The sequence below is a fragment of the Viridibacillus sp. NPDC096237 genome, assembly GCF_050278625.1.
Lineage (GTDB): Bacteria > Bacillota > Bacilli > Bacillales_A > Planococcaceae > Viridibacillus.
Genome location: NZ_JBNNTI010000002.1, coordinates 21,317 through 39,464, shown reverse-complemented (window position 1 = coordinate 39,464; position 18,148 = coordinate 21,317). Strand labels below are relative to the sequence as shown.

The 18,148-nt window shown below is 38.1% G+C and carries 13 protein-coding genes; 11 read left to right on the top strand and 2 right to left on the bottom strand.

Annotation, left to right across the window (positions count from 1 at the left end):
- Window positions 1-83 precede the first annotated feature (83 nt).
- The 5 genes from ACQKMD_RS03030 (at window position 84) to ACQKMD_RS03010 (ending at window position 6,099) form a co-directional block, all read left to right on the top strand.
- The gene (locus tag ACQKMD_RS03030) at window positions 84-746 is read left to right on the top strand and encodes an amino acid ABC transporter permease (protein WP_193738370.1); all 663 of its coding nucleotides are present in this window, start codon (window positions 84-86) and stop codon (window positions 744-746) included.
- Between the two features lie 17 nt (window positions 747-763).
- Window positions 764-1,492 (top strand): amino acid ABC transporter ATP-binding protein, encoded by a 729-nt coding sequence (locus ACQKMD_RS03025; protein WP_427749362.1) that lies wholly within the window; start codon window positions 764-766, stop codon window positions 1,490-1,492.
- Between the two features lie 166 nt (window positions 1,493-1,658).
- Window positions 1,659-2,576: a nuclease-related domain-containing protein gene (locus tag ACQKMD_RS03020; protein WP_427749360.1), complete on the top strand. Its 918-nt coding sequence runs from the start codon at window positions 1,659-1,661 to the stop codon at window positions 2,574-2,576.
- A gap of 679 nt (window positions 2,577-3,255) precedes the next feature.
- On the top strand, window positions 3,256-4,410 hold the full coding sequence (locus tag ACQKMD_RS03015; protein ID WP_427749359.1) for an aminotransferase class I/II-fold pyridoxal phosphate-dependent enzyme: 1,155 nt from the start codon (window positions 3,256-3,258) through the stop codon (window positions 4,408-4,410).
- 159 nt (window positions 4,411-4,569) lie between these two features.
- On the top strand, window positions 4,570-6,099 hold the full coding sequence (locus ACQKMD_RS03010; RefSeq protein WP_427749357.1) for a glycosyltransferase: 1,530 nt from the start codon (window positions 4,570-4,572) through the stop codon (window positions 6,097-6,099).
- A gap of 91 nt (window positions 6,100-6,190) precedes the next feature.
- Here the strand turns inward: ACQKMD_RS03010 and tagD are convergent, their stop codons facing one another.
- Both tagD and ACQKMD_RS03000 read right to left on the bottom strand, forming a co-directional pair.
- A complete protein-coding gene (gene tagD / locus ACQKMD_RS03005; RefSeq protein WP_427749355.1) occupies window positions 6,191-6,589 on the bottom strand; it encodes a glycerol-3-phosphate cytidylyltransferase in 399 nt (132 codons plus the stop codon).
- Window positions 6,590-6,745: 156 nt separating this feature from the next.
- A complete protein-coding gene (locus tag ACQKMD_RS03000) occupies window positions 6,746-7,903 on the bottom strand; it encodes a CDP-glycerol glycerophosphotransferase family protein (RefSeq protein WP_427749354.1) in 1,158 nt (385 codons plus the stop codon).
- Window positions 7,904-8,507: 604 nt separating this feature from the next.
- Between ACQKMD_RS03000 and ACQKMD_RS02995 the strand changes: the two genes are divergently transcribed.
- The 6 genes from ACQKMD_RS02995 (at window position 8,508) to ACQKMD_RS02970 (ending at window position 18,034) form a co-directional block, all read left to right on the top strand.
- Complete coding sequence (locus ACQKMD_RS02995) at window positions 8,508-9,686, top strand: CDP-glycerol glycerophosphotransferase family protein (protein ID WP_427749352.1); 1,179 nt, start codon at window positions 8,508-8,510, stop codon at window positions 9,684-9,686.
- A 769-nt stretch (window positions 9,687-10,455) separates the two neighbouring features.
- A complete protein-coding gene (locus ACQKMD_RS02990; protein WP_427749350.1) occupies window positions 10,456-11,265 on the top strand; it encodes an ABC transporter permease in 810 nt (269 codons plus the stop codon).
- Window positions 11,266-11,288: 23 nt separating this feature from the next.
- Entirely contained in the window at window positions 11,289-12,095 is an 807-nt protein-coding gene (gene tagH, locus ACQKMD_RS02985; protein WP_427749348.1) for a teichoic acids export ABC transporter ATP-binding subunit TagH, read from the top strand.
- Window positions 12,096-12,126: 31 nt separating this feature from the next.
- Entirely contained in the window at window positions 12,127-13,680 is a 1,554-nt protein-coding gene (locus tag ACQKMD_RS02980; protein ID WP_427749347.1) for a glycosyltransferase, read from the top strand.
- Between the two features lie 482 nt (window positions 13,681-14,162).
- On the top strand, window positions 14,163-16,727 hold the full coding sequence (locus ACQKMD_RS02975; RefSeq protein WP_427749345.1) for a GW dipeptide domain-containing protein: 2,565 nt from the start codon (window positions 14,163-14,165) through the stop codon (window positions 16,725-16,727).
- 482 nt (window positions 16,728-17,209) lie between these two features.
- Window positions 17,210-18,034: a hypothetical protein gene (locus tag ACQKMD_RS02970; protein WP_427749343.1), complete on the top strand. Its 825-nt coding sequence runs from the start codon at window positions 17,210-17,212 to the stop codon at window positions 18,032-18,034.
- The last annotated feature ends 114 nt before the right edge of the window (window positions 18,035-18,148 follow it).

The window sequence follows — 18,148 nt, the reverse complement described above, 5'->3', positions numbered from 1 at the left end:
ATTGCTCTGTTGTGTTTGCTGACGTCGTTGTAGTCTTTCATCGAAAAAAACGATCACAGTAAATGATCAAGGAGGACATTTTCATGGACATTCAACTAGACTGGAGCGTCATTCCAAATAATATGGACGTCTTCATACAAGGTGCCTTACTAACATTAGAAATATCAGCAATCTCACTATTATTAAGTATTCCTTTAGGGGTAATCTTCGGAATCGGACGTATTTCACGAAACCCGATTATTCGTTTTATATCAAGTGCATATGTAGAAATCATGCGTGGGGTACCATTACTAGTTTTATTAATGTGGATTTACTTCGGATTAGGGCAATTTTTCTCATTAGGATCGTATTGGGGTTCAATCGTGGGTCTAGCAACTTTCTCAGGTGCATTCCTTGCTGAAATCGTTCGTTCTGGTATCCAAGCTGTTCCTAAAGGTCAAATGGAAGCGGCACGTTCAGCGGGGATGTCAAATTTTCAAGCAATGCGCTACATCATATTGCCTCAAGCATTCAGAAGAATCTTACCGCCAATGGCATCACAATTTATCATTCTAATTAAAGACTCTTCGTTAATTTCTGTTATTGCAGGTGTAGATTTAACGTTAAAAGCAAAAAATTTAGCCGCAACATCATTCCGTTATATAGAAATTTGGACATTCGTTGCGCTTGTTTACTTCATCATGACTTTCAGCTTATCTTTAATCATTCGTCAAATCGAAAAACGTATGCTGAAAAATGAACAATAAGAAGGGAAATACGAATTATGATTTCTATCAAAAATGTTAATAAAAGTTTCGGCAATCATCATGTACTAACTGACATCGACCTAGAAGTACCAAAATCAAATGTTGTCGCACTAATTGGGCCAAGTGGAGCAGGTAAATCAACTTTAATCCGTACAATAAATGCCCTAGAAGCAATCGACACTGGTGAGATAATCGTGGACGGAACTTCTATCCACGACAAAAAAACGGACATTAACAAAGCTCGTACGAACATCGGCTTCGTATTCCAAAGCTTCAATTTATATCCGTTCTTATCAGCACTCGAAAATGTCACAATCTCGCCAATTAAAGTAAAAGGTCTCTCTAAAGCTGAGGCCGAAAAACGTGGCAAAGAACTGCTAATATCTCTAGGGCTAGGAGACAAATTCGATGCCTACCCTGGGCGCCTATCAGGTGGCCAACAACAACGTGTAGCGATCGCACGTGCACTTGCAATGGATCCACAAATCATGCTCTTTGACGAGCCGACATCGGCCCTTGACCCAGAAATGGTCAAAGAAGTACTCGACGCCATCCGAAAACTTGCGAAAGGTGGTATGACAATGGTAGTCGTAACTCATGAAATGGGCTTCGCTAAAGAAATCTGTGACCAAATCGTTTTCATGGCCGATGGTAAAATCGTCGAGGTCGCACCACCAGAAAAATTCTTCACCAACCCAGACTCAAAACGTGCACAAGACTTCCTATCAGTCGTCCTAAATCATTAATCATCCTGCCAGCCGCATTAGCAGCTGGCTTTTTTTATACTCTTGTAATTGTAATATATTACACAAAAAGATATAATAGTAAGTAAAATCATAGAAGAAAGGAGCAATAATAATTTTTGAACCACGACAAAAACCAATAATACTGTCAGCATATCCTAGGTTACTGATGAGACTCTTCCCAACATTCCTGAAAACCGTAGACTTGCAAAAAGAATGGGACAACATCCTAGCAGGATACAATGGAGAATGTAGAGTCGACCAATTGATCCAAGAAACACATTTTACTCTCCCATTTCAAACTCTCCCAAATGTTGAAATTCAAGCATCTCCAAACAGACTAATTCAAATAGACTCTTTGATAATCACATCAAGCTATATTTGCATCCTTGAAGTAAAACATCTAAGAGGAACATTAAAATTCTTAGAAAACCCCTACCAACTAATCCAAACAATCGATGGCAAAAGCACCACATACGTATGTCCTCAACAACAAATTTTACGAACAGTCGACAGCTTTGAATACTGGTTGCAACACCAAGTAGGCATTCAATTACCAATATTTAAAGCAATCGTATTACCAAACAAACGCACACACATCGAGATCCCACCAACACAAATTAAATTACTAGGCCCAAAAGAAGTACCACTTTACCTCCAAGAATTAAATAAACGCCCTACTGTGATTTCAACAAGTCAATTTCAACACATTATTAATAAAATCAAGAGTAGCAACAAACCATACAACGCATTTCCACTAATAAAAAAACATAGCATTCCTTTAGACCAACTAAAAACTGGCATCATCTGTAGCTGTGGTGGACAAGGTCGCCGTTACTCCCAACGAACATGGAAATGCCAAACCTGCGGCAAAAATATCGATAACGCAATCAAACTAGCAATGCTAGACTGGTTCTGGCTCTTCAAATCAAGCATAACCCACAAAGAATGTAGTCAATACCTACAAATCGACAACAAAAACCGAATAACAAACCTACTAAAACAAATGAACCTAACTCCCACCGGGCATACCAGATCTCGAACATATCATTATGATTATAGAAAGCCATTGTTCAAAGAAAATTAATCTAATAAGCAATAGTTTCTAAATAAAGCTAACTAGTTAAGTAGCGCTAAAACCGAACCGAGTAGCGCCAAAGCCCGAGCGAGCAGCGCTAAAGCCAATCCGAGTAGCGTCAAAGCCAGCGAGTAGCGCCAAAGCCGGGCCGAGTAGCGCCAAAGCCCGAGCGAGTAGCGCCAAAGCCAGCGAGTAGCGCCAAAGCCAATCCGAGTAGCGCCAAAGCCAGCGAGTAGCGCTAAAACCGAACCGAGTAGCGCCAAAGCCGGGCCGAGTAGCGCCAAAGCCGATCCGAGTAGCGCCAAAGCCCGAGCGAGTAGCGCCAAAGCCAGCGAGTAGCGCCAAAGCCGAACCGAGTAACGCCAAAGCCAGCGAGTAGCGCCAAAGCCGGGCCGAGTAGCGCCAAAGCCGATCCGAGTAGCGCCAAAGCCGGGCCGAGCAGCGCCAAAGCCGATCCGAGTAGCGCCAAAGCCGGGCCGAATAGCGCCAAAACCGAACCGAGTAGCGCCAAAACCGGGCCGAGTAGCGCCAAAGCCCGAGCGAGTAGCCAAATCCCCCCACTCCCAAGACATCCTAAAAAATCAAAAATCCCCAAAATATGAAATAAGATATTTAAGTTTTCAGAATATAAGAGTATAATAAGGAGAAAGAAATAAAAATGCTAATCTTATGAAAGAAGGAACACCAAATGTCTTTATTCCTTAACCCGAAAGCTCAAAAGGGTGGTTTACCCGGAATACGTCAATTCTCAAATCAACTTGTCAACTATCCTGATGCCGTCAACTTAACAATTGGCCAACCAGACTTTCCAACTCCAGACTCAATCAAACAAGCGGGTATCCGTTCAATTGAACAAAACCTTACAACATACTCACTTAACGCTGGTCTCATCGAACTTCGCGAAGCGGCAGTAGCGTTCTTCAAAGAAAAATACGATTGTCATTATAATGCTACAGACGAAATTATCATCACCAATGGGGCAAGTCAGGCAATTGATTCTGTATTCCGTACAATCTTCGAAGAAGGGGATGAAATCATCCTACCAGCACCAATTTACTCAGGATACGAACCAATTATCCAATTTTGCGGTGCAAAAGCAGTTTACCTAGATACAACAGACACCAACTTCCAACCGTCTGCAGAACGTCTAGAAAAACTAATCACACCTAAAACGAAAGCCGTATTATTTAACTTCCCGTCAAATCCAACAGGAGCAACGATCTCCCATGATCAAATGGACGCATTAGCAACCGTACTGGCTAACCAAGACGTCTTTATCATCTCAGATGAAATTTACAGTGAAAACACATTCGAAGGAGAACACCGCTCATTTGGCTCTTATCCTGAGCTAAAAGACAAATTGTTCTTAATTCACGGCTTATCAAAATCACACTCAATGACAGGCTGGCGTATTGGATTCCTTATGACATCTGCAAAGTTATTAAAAGAAGTCGTGAAAATCCACGCTTACAATGCAATCTGTGCAGCGCTTCCTAGCCAACACGCTGCTATTGAAGCACTTACAAACTGCAAAGAGATTCCAGCTGAGATGAACAAACAGTATATTGCCCGTCGTGACTACGTTTATAATCGCTTAATAGCAATGGGGATTGAAGTTCAAAAACCAACAGGTGCATTTTACATTTTCCCATCTATCAAAAAGTTCGGCTTATCATCTCAAGAATTTGCATTGCGTCTTATGAAAGAGGGGGGCGTTGGTGCCATTCCTGGTTCAGTTTTCACACCATATGGTGAAGGCTACCTTCGCATCACTTACGCATATGCTCCTTCAACATTAAAAGAAGGCCTTGATCGTATCGAAGCCTTCATCCAAACACTATAATATACGACAAACCCAAAATGCCAAGTGAATCTATCTCACTTGGCATTTATCATGAGCAATGCAAAAACATACTGCTAACTTGAAAATAATTGAATTCAGAGTCGAAAACAGAGTATAGTAGACCTTAACAAACACACCCAAAAAGAAAGTAGTGAAATAATGAAAAAAATATTCATGGTCGTTTGGGACATTGACGTAGCTAAATATGGCGTTAATAGTGTCATGTACAAACGAGCAAGCTTATTAAATAACGTTGACTATCACTCTGAACTGATCACACTAGACTACAAAGATAATTATTCTGAAATAGAAGTACAACTAAAAAAAGAAGGCAGACTTGCCGAAAACGTTAAAATTACGAACATTCATGATTACTATAAAAATAGCTACACAACAAGCGAACCAACTGCTGAAAGTATTGAAAGCTATCGTCTAGCTAGCGAAAAATTTGAACCAGGATTTCAAGTAGAAGATAGCGGAGAAGAAGCGCACTACTTCCAAAATGGTACATATATAAAATGCAAGGCGTGGGACAAGGATCAAAAACTGAAACACATCGACTATTACACATCCGAACATATTCACATTAAACGTGATGAATTCCATAACGATGGCTACATTGCCCGTACACTCTATTATCATGTGTCTAATAGCGAGCTTAACCAAGTGCTTTACTACACACCAGATGGTTTTTGTTATCTTTCGAGATGGTACAACCATAAAACGGGTAAGCAACAGAAAATATATCTATTCCATCCAGAATCAAAGAAAGTATTAAGTTTTTCCAATAACAAAGAATTCCATGTACATTGGTTAAACGAACTATGCAAAAATGAGCCTAAAAAGCCAATTGTCATCTGCGACGGAGCGGGCACAGCAAGCAAAGTTCGCAGCATGGAATCAGGCATAGCGAACCGTATCTATACGATTCATACAAATCATTTTGAGGCACCATATATTTACGGTAGCGAGCTCAAAGAACATCATAAAGGTATGCTAGAGAATTTAGAGAATGGCGATTCTGTAGTTGTCCTAACCGAAAAGCAAAAAGAAGATATTATTAAGCAATTTGGTGACTACAACAACATCTATGTCATTCCAAATGCAATTGAAGTGAGAGAGGTAGATACGGCTCAAAAAGACCCACTACTAGTTACAGTTGTAGCAAGATTAGATGAAGGAAAAGCAGTGGGAGAAGCGATTCGTGCCTTTGCTAAAGTTGTTCAAGAGGTACCTGATGCAAAGCTCGATATCTACGGGGAAGGTTCGAAACGAAGTGCATTAGCAGCACTAATTCGAAAATTGAAACTAAGGAAAAATATCGAACTAAAAGGCTATACAAGGAAAATAGACGAGGTATTAGCAAAAGCTACTGTTACAGTCCTAACATCAAAATACGAAGGCTTTAGCATGGTAGCATTAGAGTCATTTGCTAATAAAACACCAGTAATCATTTACGATACTAACTATTATTTAGATGAATTCGCCCCAGCTGGAAAGAATGGTTATGCTGTCCCAAACAAAGACCGCGAGCAATTAGCGGAAAAGATCGTCTACCTTTTAGAAAATCAGGACGAGGCAAAAAGAATGGGAGAAAATGCACACCGTACTGTTCAAACAAAATATTCGCCTGAACTTCAATACGAGCTATGGACCAACCTTTTTAATAAAATAACATCACAAAATTAAAAGGTCGCTAAGGCGGCCTTTTTGTTTTCCCCTATACAAGACAAAAACCACCTCTCCAATACAGAGCAGGTGGTTTGTTAAAACGAAATACTTATTTAGTTACTTGAGCATTTAAATCTTTTTTTATCTTAGTTGTAGAAATACCTTCCGTACGAGGTAAGTAAATTACTTCGCAATGATCCTTTAGGAAATCGAATTTACCTTCCCAGTCGTGGCCCATAACAAATGTGTCGATATTATGTTCATTCACGTCTAGAACTTTTTGTTCCCAATTATCTTCCGGAATTACTTCATCAACATACTTGATTGCCTCAAGTATAGTCTTACGGTCCTCAAAACTATAGTAAGCTTTTTTCCCTTTTAAAGCATTGAATTCATCAGAAGAAATAGCAACAACAAGATAATCTCCTAATGCTTTCGCACGTCGAAGAATATTAACATGTCCCACATGAAGTAAATCAAATGTACCATACGTAATTACTTTTTTCATAGTGTGCCTCCATACATAATACTAAATGGTATTATATTATATTTAACTAGAAATGCCAAATTCATTTCCATAGAAAATCTTCTTAAAAAGTCTTAATAGAATAAGAAACGACAAGAACTAAAATAAGGTTCCCAAAGGAAGCTCGTCGCTGAATACTTACTTCATCAAATAAATTGCCAATCTTTCACTAGCATGCCCATCAGAATAAGCGTTCCAATCATTTGAAAAAGCCCCAACCTGCTCTTGATTAAATTCATGATTCAATAGAACATAAACTAGTTCTTCATCATTTGAAACTACTGGACCAGGCACCAATTGTTCATAGTCCGTCCAGAAACCGCGTTCCATTTCATATGCTTCTAAATCATAAGGATAGAAAATTTGCGGTTTACCTAGTAGAGCAAATTCAAATGGAATCGAAGAATAGTCACTGATCAAATAATCTGTCACAAACAGCAATTTGGAAACAGGTACATCATTAGCAATAGAAACAATAGCAGGGTGGGAAATTGACTCAGCATTATGAGCAACAGCTGGGTGTAACTTAATCACCATTGCAAAATCTTCTCCAAGTGAATCCAAGATTTCTACAAAATTCAAAGGAATTTTTTGTTCTAACAGTTGTTGATCTCGAAAAGTCGGTGCATATAAAACCACCTTTTTCCCAGCTAACTGAGGATATAACTCATGAATTTCACTTCTCGCAATAGTCTCTTCCTCTTGTTTAAAGTAAAAGTCTGTTCGAGGAATCCCAAAACGCAAAAATTGATCTTGGCGCATTCCGAACGCAGACATGAAAATAGGTACCATTTCATCGGAACCGATAATTACTTTCGTCATTCGTCCATAAACCTTCTCAAATCGCTTTACAGCTGCAGGTGAACGGAACATAATACTTGGATCTTGAAGCGCAAATTTCTTAATCGCGCCAGCTGCATGCCAGAGTTGAATACATTCGACACCTTGGCGAAACGGCGTTGCACTTAAAATGGCAAAGTAATTATCAACTAATACCTTACTTCCCGTTGCTAAATGATATAAACCTTTCAAATAGTCACCAATATTAGAGGTATGGAAATCCACCACATGCCCGGTAGGTAAGCCTAAATCGGAGAAGTCATCTTTACATTTACCAGTCTTCAGTACATAAACCTCTTTAAACCCACGTGACTGCAACTCACGTATGACAAATCGCGCATTATCCCCAAAGTCACATAAAAAAACAATTTTATTCTTTTGTGGACAGAACTTAAAAATCCCAAAGACAATCCTATTTAAAAATAAATATATAAATATAATAAATTCCTTTAACATTCATTCACCTATTTTTCTACAATTCAATGTATAATCATAAAGAAATCCTTCTACATTCGTACGACTATTCGTATATTGATGTTTGATTACCAAAATGTGAGATGTATTATAATTGAGAAATTATATACAATAACTTCTATTAAGTATAACTGAAATAATAGTTGTATAACACAGAAAGTTTTATCGATAAAACTAGAAAAATTATACTGAATAATATTGTCGTATGGTATTATCGTAGAAGTATATATATGTCGAAAAATTAATAAGTAAGATGGAACATTTACAAAATTATTTGTTAAAAAAATTTAATAATACATAACAAATATTAATATGAAATAGTGCCGTGAACTTAATAAAGAGGTGTAATAAAGGGAAATTTGTTTCAATGATGGTTACCGTATATAATACGCTGATTCTTAAATGGTAGATAAATTAGTTTAAGGTCATGTCAACAAATAATATAAGCGGTAGATTGCTATGTCGAATAGCAAAAAATAAAACGTTTAATGGTTTTTTCTTCTAATGCTTAATGATAAAATATAGCTTGGGATAAATGAACTTAAAACACATAGAATGTAAATATGAAAAGAAAGAGTGGATTCAGTTGTTTAAGAAAATAAAGAAAAGTAAATACACTAAAAAGCTAATTACAAAAGCATTTAGATTCCTATCTAGAACATCTAGAAAGAAGAATTTAGTCGTATTTGAAAGTTTCCACGGAAAACGTTATAGCGATAATCCGCGTGCAATTTATGAATACATGAAAGAAAATAATCCAGAATTCAAACTAATCTGGAGCGTGACAAAAGACAGTATACCTCTATTTGAAGAAATGGGTGTTCCATACATGAGACGTTTCTCATTAAAATGGCTACTGAATTTTCCTCGTGCAGAATACTGGGTCAACAACGTCCGCTTACCAAAATGGATGCCAAGACCGAAAGAAACGACGTATCTACAAACTTGGCATGGTACACCGCTGAAAAAACTGGGTACCGACATTGAAGAAGTATTTATGCCAGGTACTAAAACAAATAAATATCGCAAAAACATTATTGCTGAGTCAAAAAACTGGAACTACTTAATCGCGCCAAATGCGTATTCAGGAGAAATTCTAGCACGTGCATTCCATTTCAAAGGCAAAGTGATCGAATCAGGATACCCACGAAATGATGCTTTACAAAACACGGACCCAAGCAAAATCGAGAAAATCCGTAAGTCATTAAACATCCCTGAAGGCAAGAAAATCGTTCTTTACGCACCAACATGGCGTGATGACCAGTTCTTCAAAAAAGGGAAATATAAATTCGAATTCCAATTCGATATACAAAAACTAAAAGAGCAATACGGCGACGATTTCGTCCTACTTGCTCGCATGCACTACTTAGTATCGGAGAGCTTCGACTTTGCTCAATACGGCGATTTCATCAAAGACGTTTCAAACTATTATGACATTGCAGACCTTTACTTAGTCAGCGACCTTTTAATCACTGACTATTCATCTGTATTCTTTGACTATGCTATCCTAGATCGCCCAATTATCTTCTATATGTACGATCTTGAAGATTACCGCGACCGCTTACGTGGCTTCTACATCGACATCGAAGCAGACGCACCAGGACTAATCGTCAAAGATCAGGACGAGCTATTTACTGAAATCGGACGTGCCCTAACTGATGGCCACCACTCAAAAGAACAATTCGACCGCTTTGCAGAACGTTTCTGCGAATGGGAAGACGGCAAAGCCTCAGAACGCGTAGTCAACCAAGTCTTCAAAAAATAACACCAAACATAAAAAATGCGAGGAGAAAATTTACTATTCTCTCCTCGCATTTTCTTTTAGAATTCATAAGGGGAAAGATAAGCCTGAGTAGCGCCAAAGCCCCCGCGAGCAGCGCCAAAGCCCCCGCGAGTAGCGCCAAACCCCGCGCGAGCAGCGCCAAAGCCCCCGCGAGCAGCGCCAAAGCCCCCGCGAGTAGCGCCAAACCCCGCGCGAGCAGCGCCAAAGCCGCCGCGAGTAGCGCCAAAGCCGCCGCGAGTAGCGCCAAACCCCGCGAGTAGCGCCAAAGCCCCCGCGAGCAGCGCCAAAGCCGCCGCGAGTAGCGCCAAAGCCGCCGCGAGTAGCGCCAAAGCCCGCGCGAGTAGCGCCAAAGCCCGCACGAGTAGCGCCAAAGCCCCCGCGAGTAGCACCCAACCCCAAAAAACCCCACCCAAACAAAACTTTACACCCCATCAACACAACTGTAAGATTCTCTCAAGTATTTACGTTTTCAAAACAGAATAAAAGGCTATTATATGATATACTATGATGTATGTTTTTATGGTAATATATAAAATATTTGGCGTCATAAAATGCCGTTATTATACACTTTTAAGACTTTTTAAAAAGCTATATAACGATGGAATATAGTATCGCCAAAAAGTGGAAAGCATCTTTTCGAAAACAATAGCGTCCTGATAATCGATAATTCAACACCTAAGCTATCAATTAAACGAAACAATGCGATAAAATCATCCCTTAATGAAATTCGAGGAATTGAGGAAAAAACAATATGAACGCACTTATTAAAATCGTTAAAGAACAAATATCGTCTTTTTATATGGTACAAAGACTAGCAAAGTTCCAACTAAAGATTGATAATCAGAATAACTATCTGGGCTTCATCTGGGAAGTTCTTAATCCAGCAATACAAATGGCCATGTACTGGGTTGTCTTCGGCGTAGGATTACGTGGGAAATCAACATTGGACGGAGTGCCCTATGTCTACTGGATGCTTGCAGGGATCTCAATGTGGTTCTTTATCAATAAAGCTATATTAAATGGGTCAAAATCAATTTATCAAAAGTATTCCATGGTCGCCAAGATGAACTTCCCGTTATCCGTGCTACCGAGCTACATCATTACTGGGAAGTTTTACGGTCACTTAGCATTAGTGGGCGGCATTATGGTCGTTTTTTGGATCAAGGGTTACGCCCCAAGTATTTATTATATTCAACTTATTTACTTCCTAGTGATGAGTTATATTTTTGCATTTAGTATTACACTATTAACTTCAACACTGACAGTCGTAGTTCGTGATGTACAGATGCTTATCCAATCCGTTTTACAAGGGATGTTCTTCTTATCACCAATCTTATGGGACCGTAGTGGGAATTTCCCTGAATGGCTACAAGGTTTATTGGCGTTAAATCCATTCTTTTATTTAGCAAATGGATACCGCGCATCACTACTGTATAACAATTGGTATGTTGTTGAGCACTGGCAATTAACGTTATATAACTGGGGACTTATTCTCGTCCTATTGATCATAGGTTCATCAGCACACTATAAATTCAGAAACCGTTTCTCTGACTTTATTTAAAAGTAATATGGAGGACATAAAACATGGCAGAATCAGTCATTATAAAAAATGTAACAAAAAAATATCGTATGTATAGATCAAAAAAAGAACAAATCGGCGATTTACTTTTCCCGGGGAAAATGGGCTCTGATTTCAATGCTATCGATGGCATATCATTTGCCGTTGAAGCAGGAGATGTAGTAGGGCTAGTAGGTATAAATGGCTCTGGTAAATCTACCCTTAGTAATATTATTGGCGGTATTATTCCTCCTTCATCAGGTGAAATCGTTGCCAAAGGTGAGGTCAATGTCATCGCCATTAATGCAGGTTTAAACAACCAACTAACAGGAATCGAAAATATCGAATTCAAATGTCTATTAATGGGCTATAGCAAAGAAAAAATTGCTGAAGTAACACCAAAAATTGTCGAATTCTCAGAACTAGGTGACTTCATCTATCAACCCGTCAAAAAATACTCTAGTGGTATGAAGTCCAAACTAGGATTCGCTATCAGTGTCACAGCAGACCCTGATATTATTGTCATCGATGAAGCGTTATCTGTAGGAGACCAAACCTTCGCGGACAAATCACTAGCCAAGATGAATGAATACAAAAAACGCGGTAAAACGATCTTCTTCGTCAGCCATAATTTAAGACAAGTAACGAGCTTCTGTAACAAGATTGCTTGGATTGAAGGCGGGCAACTAAGAGAATTCGGCCCAACGAACATTGTTATGAAAAACTACAATGATTTCATCAAACATTACAACAAGCTATCATACGAAGATCAAAAGGCTTTCCAACAAAAGCTTGCAGACCGTCGTAAATATGGATCGAAAAAAAAGAAATAAATAAGAGCACTAGAAAGGATGTGAACCCCTAATGAAAAGAAAAATCTTCATGACAGCATGGGATATGGACATCGAAAAAGGCGGCATCAACAAAGTTATGCTCAAGCGCGCCAGCCTTTTTGCTAATGATGAATACGATATTGAACTCCTAACAATGGATTTCAAATTTAACTATGACATCATTGAAAAAGAACTGAAGCTATCAGGGCAACTTCCGAAAAGCGCAAAAATAACAAACATCTATGATTACTATAGAAGAAAATTTTCGAAGAATACGATGTCACCTGCAATGCAAGCCAAATTCGAACAGCAAATAAAGAAATTCGAAGAAGGATATTGGGTAGAAGATGGTGGAGAATTCGCACGCTACTTCCAAAACGGTACATATATAAAGTACAAAAAGTGGCATGCAGATGGCACAATCAACTTTATCGATTACTTTGATGATAACCGAGTACGCACACGTCGCGAAGAATTTCATCATACGGGATTCCTTCAACGCGAAGTCCTTTATCATCCAAGTAACAACAAAAAGAACCAGGAGCGTTTCTATACGGAAGATGGTTTTTGCTTCTTATCACTTTGGTATAACAACAAAAGTGGCAAGCTTCAAAAAGTATACTTATTCAGTCCAGATTATGATAAGGTCGAATACTTCCCGTCTAGCAAAGAATTCCATGATTTCTGGCTAAACGAAATGTGTCGCGTAGAAGTTGTCAAACCAATCATCATTTGTGATGGCTCTGCACCAACAACGCGAGTGACATCAATTGATGATGAACTTGTCTACAAAATTTATATGCTACACTCAAATCATTTCTCGGCACCATACGAATTGGGTAGTCCATATAGATCAGTGTACCAAGCAAAACTCGATGTCATTCCAAAAGGGTATCCGATTGTCGTGCTTACGGAGCAACAACGCCTTGATCTACACAAAGAAATTGGTAACCGTGGTAATATCCATGTCATTCCAAACTGTGTGGATGTGAATGATTTGAACGTCAAAAAGGATCCCAAGCTTGTGTCAATGATAGCGCGTTATAGCTCTGAAAAACGATTAGACGAAGCGATTAAAGCTTTTTCACTAGTCGTAGCACAAGTCCCAGATGCGAAGTTGAACATTTATGGCAATGGCAATGAAGAGGAGTCGCTAAATAAACTGATCCAAGACCTCAAGTTAGAAAACAGTGTGGAGCTTAAAGGTTACACAAATAAAGTGCATGAAGTACTAGCTGCATCATCTATTTCACTCGTTACTTCAGCGTACGAAGGTTTCAGCTTGGCGATGCTAGAATCCCTTGCAAATGAGACACCAGTTATTAGCTATGACATCAACTATGGTCCATCTCAAGTGATCGAAGACGGTGTAAATGGCTATCTTGTCCCAAATGGTGACCGTGAGCAATTAGCGGAGAAAATCATTCATCTATTAAATAACCATGATTTAGTAGTGAAAATGGGGAAAGAAGCACGTAACACTGTGCTAAAAGATTATACATCGAAGTGCTACTATGAAAAGTGGTCAAAATTACTACAAGACGTTGTGAATGAAAATCACAATCTATATACACAAGAAAACTAAGAGTTGCCCCTGGCAGCTCTTTTTTTAAACCAAAAAACATCATAAAATAATAAAAAACGATGAACAACAAATACCATTCCACAATTTTGTAACATAATCGTAAAGACAATCTCTATTATTAATAAGCTATACTTAACGAGAATGCTGATAGGTCGATATACACATCAGACAAGTTAATACATTTGGATACAAATTATCTCCTTTTCTTAAACATATCGACAATTACATAAGTCATAAGATGTGGTGAAAAAGAACTAATTTAAGTATTACAACACAATTTTAATATAATTTGCTATATAATGGAATGCATGTAATCTAGTAACCTCGTTTATATAAGGCAAAAGTCTATTGTTCTATATAAAACCGGCCATTGTATGCAGACAACAGAGCACTTCATAGGTTGCCCTTCAGCATCAATACGTTTCCAAAGTATCTAACGTTAATATGAATCTATTAAAGTGAAAAAAGAAAGGAAGTAGAAAATGATAAAAAAACACACATGGACTCTCATTTGCACATTACTACTAGCTATTTTCGTCATGGGAGCTAACGGCGCCCAAGCTGCGGAAAGCTACAAAACAACAGCAATCAGCAAAATCTCAGTTATCAAATCTACAAAAGTGAAAATCTATAAACAACCAGATGCGAAGTCTACAAGCAAAGCCGCAACAACAGCTCAAACAAAGCAAGTAATGATGAGCGATAAAAAAGCGACAACAAGCGGTGTTACATACTATGCCATCTACAAATTCGGAGATACGAAAAAAACACAACTAGGTTGGGTAAAATCAACAGACCTTAAAATCCGAAACTACAGCGTTACTTCTACAAAAGCCCAAACGTTCTACTTAAAAGGTACGGGTAGAGGATATGGTAGCCCATGGGGAAGCACAGAGGCTATCTACACATCACTAAAAAAATATAAAAACGTTAAATTCTCAGCTACAACAACGATTACTTCAACAAGTAAATGGTACCAAGGTAAGCTAAACGGTAAAACAGTTTGGATTCACAATAGCCGTCTATCAACAAAGCCAACTGTCGATACTTCCGCAGTCCCATCAGAAAAACCAGTAGAAACTAACGTCAGCTTCGTAGCTAAAGTTAATAGTAGTTCAGCTAAAATTTTCAAAGATATCACTAAAGCATCAACATATACAAAAGCAGGTACAAGCAATATCAACACCGTTTTATATGTTAAAAAGAAAGCTACATATAAAGGTAGCAAATACTATCTACTAAGCACGAAAGAAAGTGCAACATCAGGAGTTATCGGCTGGATTAAATCAACAGATGCAAAAGCTTATAACCATAAAGCCATCAGCACAAAATCTAAAACCCTTTCTTTAACAGGAACTGGCTCAGCCTATACGAAAATTTGGGGCGGCACAAATGATATTGCCATCAAAACCCTAACAAAATATAAAAACGCAAAATTTGTCGTAACAAAAACGGAAAGAATAGGTAATACAGATTGGTACCAAGGTAAAATCGGTACAAAAACAATATGGATTTCATCAAAATATACAAAGGCATATGTGAAAGTAGCAGCAAAACCAGAAGAAACTGATGTGAACTACCTTGGTCGCCTCTCAAGTAAAACAGTGAAAATCTACAAAGATATCACAAAACAAGAAGACTACATCTTAGCAAATAGCACATACACAAACGAAACATTCTATATTAAAAAAGAAGCGTCATTCGAAGATCAAGAATACTATCAAATTAGCCGCACAAACGGTACTACAACAACTGTAATCGGTTGGGTAGAATCAAGTGATGTAAATACTTACAATAATTCACTAGTTAATACAACTAAATTCACGACTTACATTGCAGGGACAAGCAGTGCATATAACATTCCTTACGGTACAACAAATAACGTCGTCTACAATTTAAGTAACCACCGTGCAAAAGCGTTCAAAGTTACGCGCACTGAAAAAGTCGGCTCAAGTACTTGGTATCAAGGAACATTATCAAACAAAACAGTATGGATCAATTCAGCGTACGTAGAAACAAATCCATACATTGCAGTAAACTTAAGAAAATCAACAGACCTAACAGCAACTCAAATGCGTTCATTCCTTATTAGTAAAGGAAAAACGACAGACAATGTACTATACAAGCTAGTACCATCATTCTTAGAAATTCAAAATGAAGCAGGTATTAACGCACAGTTCATGTTAGCTCACGCAATATTAGAAACAGGTTGGGGCGGTTCAGCCATCTCACAGTATAAAAACAACTACTTTGGCTTCCAAGCTTATGACACATGTGCCTTTACATGTGCGAAGTACTTTCCAACAGGAAAAGACGGCTTAAATGCCTATGCATTTAAAATCTATCGTGATTACTTAACTACTTCAGGTGCCTATTACAATGGTCCGACATTATTAGGTATGAATGTAAAATATGCGACAGACAAAGAATGGAGTCGTAAAATCGCCAATCTAATGGCACAGATGAAAGCTTATAGTTCATCTGATTACAGCAGTAAAACAGCGAGCACAAAAGTTATGACAGCACCAAAAGAATATGATCATATTCTGCCAGAGTCTAAAGCACAACCAGTACAATTCGTAAAATTACCAACTGAAGTAACAGCAACAGTCTCAGCGAGTAGCTTAAGCATCTATTATATGCCTTACGCGTATTCTAAAAAGATCGGTACTTACGGCAAAGCACAAGTGATCACATTAAAGGCTTACCATACAGATGTACGCGACTTTAAAAACAACAGCGGCAAAAACACACGCTGGTTACGTATCTCATACAATGGCACACAAGGCTGGGTACGCACAGACGAGATTACGCTAGACAATCTATCATTCACAAAAGACGAATCAAACCTACGCTCAAGTGCAGGTGCCACATCAAGTAATACAATTCAAGAAGTAGTGCCAAATAACGCGCCACTTAAACACGTTTACACAATTTTCGGCAACAAGAAAAAAGAAACAGTAGGAAAAGACACATGGTACCAAGTCTATGCCCCTAAATCAGGCAAAAAACTATGGGTCAGTGGAAGCCTATTAACAACATTCTAATGTATGAGCCCCCTTACAATCACAAGGGGGCTTTTATTATATAAAGAGCCAAATACATCCTCGCCCACCAAAACTCCGCAAATTACACCAAATAACGCACTAAAAGGACATGGATATACTGCAACAATCTCAATATTAGCCCAACAATCAAAACCTTCCATAGCTCAAATACCCAAAAGGCCGACATAAATAGCGTCTTTCCAATCTTTTTTGCTAAAAGTAGATCCTAACAGTGCAAGTTGCTCATTTAGCGTAAAATCATCACCTATTAGGATGTGAATATTCTGCTAAATAACAATCAATCGAGTTAGCGCAACAATCGTCGGACTTAACGCAACAATCACCTCAGTTAGTGCAACAATCACAGCAAATAGCGCAACAATCCACCAACTCCAACCAAATTATTAACATGGATAATATTGGTCTAAACACAAATTCCTAGTATAATAAAAAACGAACAAAATAGATTGGAGATGAAAGAAATGAAAATGATGAAGTACATGGTAATGATGGCGGTGATGGTTATTATATCTGTATGTCTAAACAGTAATATAAGCCATGCTGAGGAATATTATGAAAGCATCCCACTAAACAAAACGTTAACAAAAACATTAATCATGGATAAAAACAAAGAAGGCGGGAATATGTACAAAGTGAAAATACCTAAGGATGGGGTTGCAAAGCTTCAAATCGAGTCCCCGAAAAACAAAGAATTCACTTTGTTCCTGATGAGTAGCTTAAAAAACGTAGGTATAATAAATCCTAAAGTGAATTCACCTATTATTAGCTACGCCATCAGTTCAAAAGAAGCCCATTATAATAAATCAGTCATGGCAGATTCGGTCGGTGTCAAAAAAGGTACATACTATGTATTCGCCTTCACAGAAGGAAATGTAGAGAAAGTAAAATTCAAAGTATCCTTCAATGCAGCATCCAACTACGAAAAAGAAAACAATAACACGATAAGTACTGCAACACCGATCAAGCTTGGAAACACATATAAAGCCGACATCAAGATGTATGATATGAAAGATTACTATAAAGTCATCGTACCAAAAAAGACAAAGCTTCAAATTACAGTAAAGAAACAACTAAAAGCACCTTTTAAAATTACTCTACAAAATGGCAAGAAACAAACAATCAAAGGGCTGAAGATGAAAACATTAAACAATACGTTAACTCATACAGGAACCGTAACGGTTGATAAAGGAACGTACTATGTAAATGTATCAAGTGGAGTATATTTTGGAACTTCATCTGATTACGATAAAGCACCTTATACGATAAAAGTGAATACTATGAAGTAGGAATCGGCGCCACTAGTGGTGCTGAAAGAATATTACAGCCTGTAATAAATCTCATACAGGCTGTAATATTTGTAATGGAATTATAGGCATGCTATTAAAAGAAGATTCATATAA

Coding starts and splice junctions, on each gene's coding strand:
- ACQKMD_RS03030 (WP_193738370.1), top strand. CDS start 84: ATGGACATTCAACTAGACTGGAGCGTCATTCCAAATAATATGGACGTC.
- ACQKMD_RS03025 (WP_427749362.1), top strand. CDS start 764: ATGATTTCTATCAAAAATGTTAATAAAAGTTTCGGCAATCATCATGTA.
- ACQKMD_RS03020 (WP_427749360.1), top strand. CDS start 1,659: ATGAGACTCTTCCCAACATTCCTGAAAACCGTAGACTTGCAAAAAGAA.
- ACQKMD_RS03015 (WP_427749359.1), top strand. CDS start 3,256: ATGTCTTTATTCCTTAACCCGAAAGCTCAAAAGGGTGGTTTACCCGGA.
- ACQKMD_RS03010 (WP_427749357.1), top strand. CDS start 4,570: ATGAAAAAAATATTCATGGTCGTTTGGGACATTGACGTAGCTAAATAT.
- tagD (WP_427749355.1), bottom strand. CDS start 6,589: ATGAAAAAAGTAATTACGTATGGTACATTTGATTTACTTCATGTGGGA.
- ACQKMD_RS03000 (WP_427749354.1), bottom strand. CDS start 7,903: ATGTTAAAGGAATTTATTATATTTATATATTTATTTTTAAATAGGATT.
- ACQKMD_RS02990 (WP_427749350.1), top strand. CDS start 10,456: ATGAACGCACTTATTAAAATCGTTAAAGAACAAATATCGTCTTTTTAT.
- tagH (WP_427749348.1), top strand. CDS start 11,289: ATGGCAGAATCAGTCATTATAAAAAATGTAACAAAAAAATATCGTATG.
- ACQKMD_RS02980 (WP_427749347.1), top strand. CDS start 12,127: ATGAAAAGAAAAATCTTCATGACAGCATGGGATATGGACATCGAAAAA.
- ACQKMD_RS02975 (WP_427749345.1), top strand. CDS start 14,163: ATGATAAAAAAACACACATGGACTCTCATTTGCACATTACTACTAGCT.
- ACQKMD_RS02970 (WP_427749343.1), top strand. CDS start 17,210: ATGAAAATGATGAAGTACATGGTAATGATGGCGGTGATGGTTATTATA.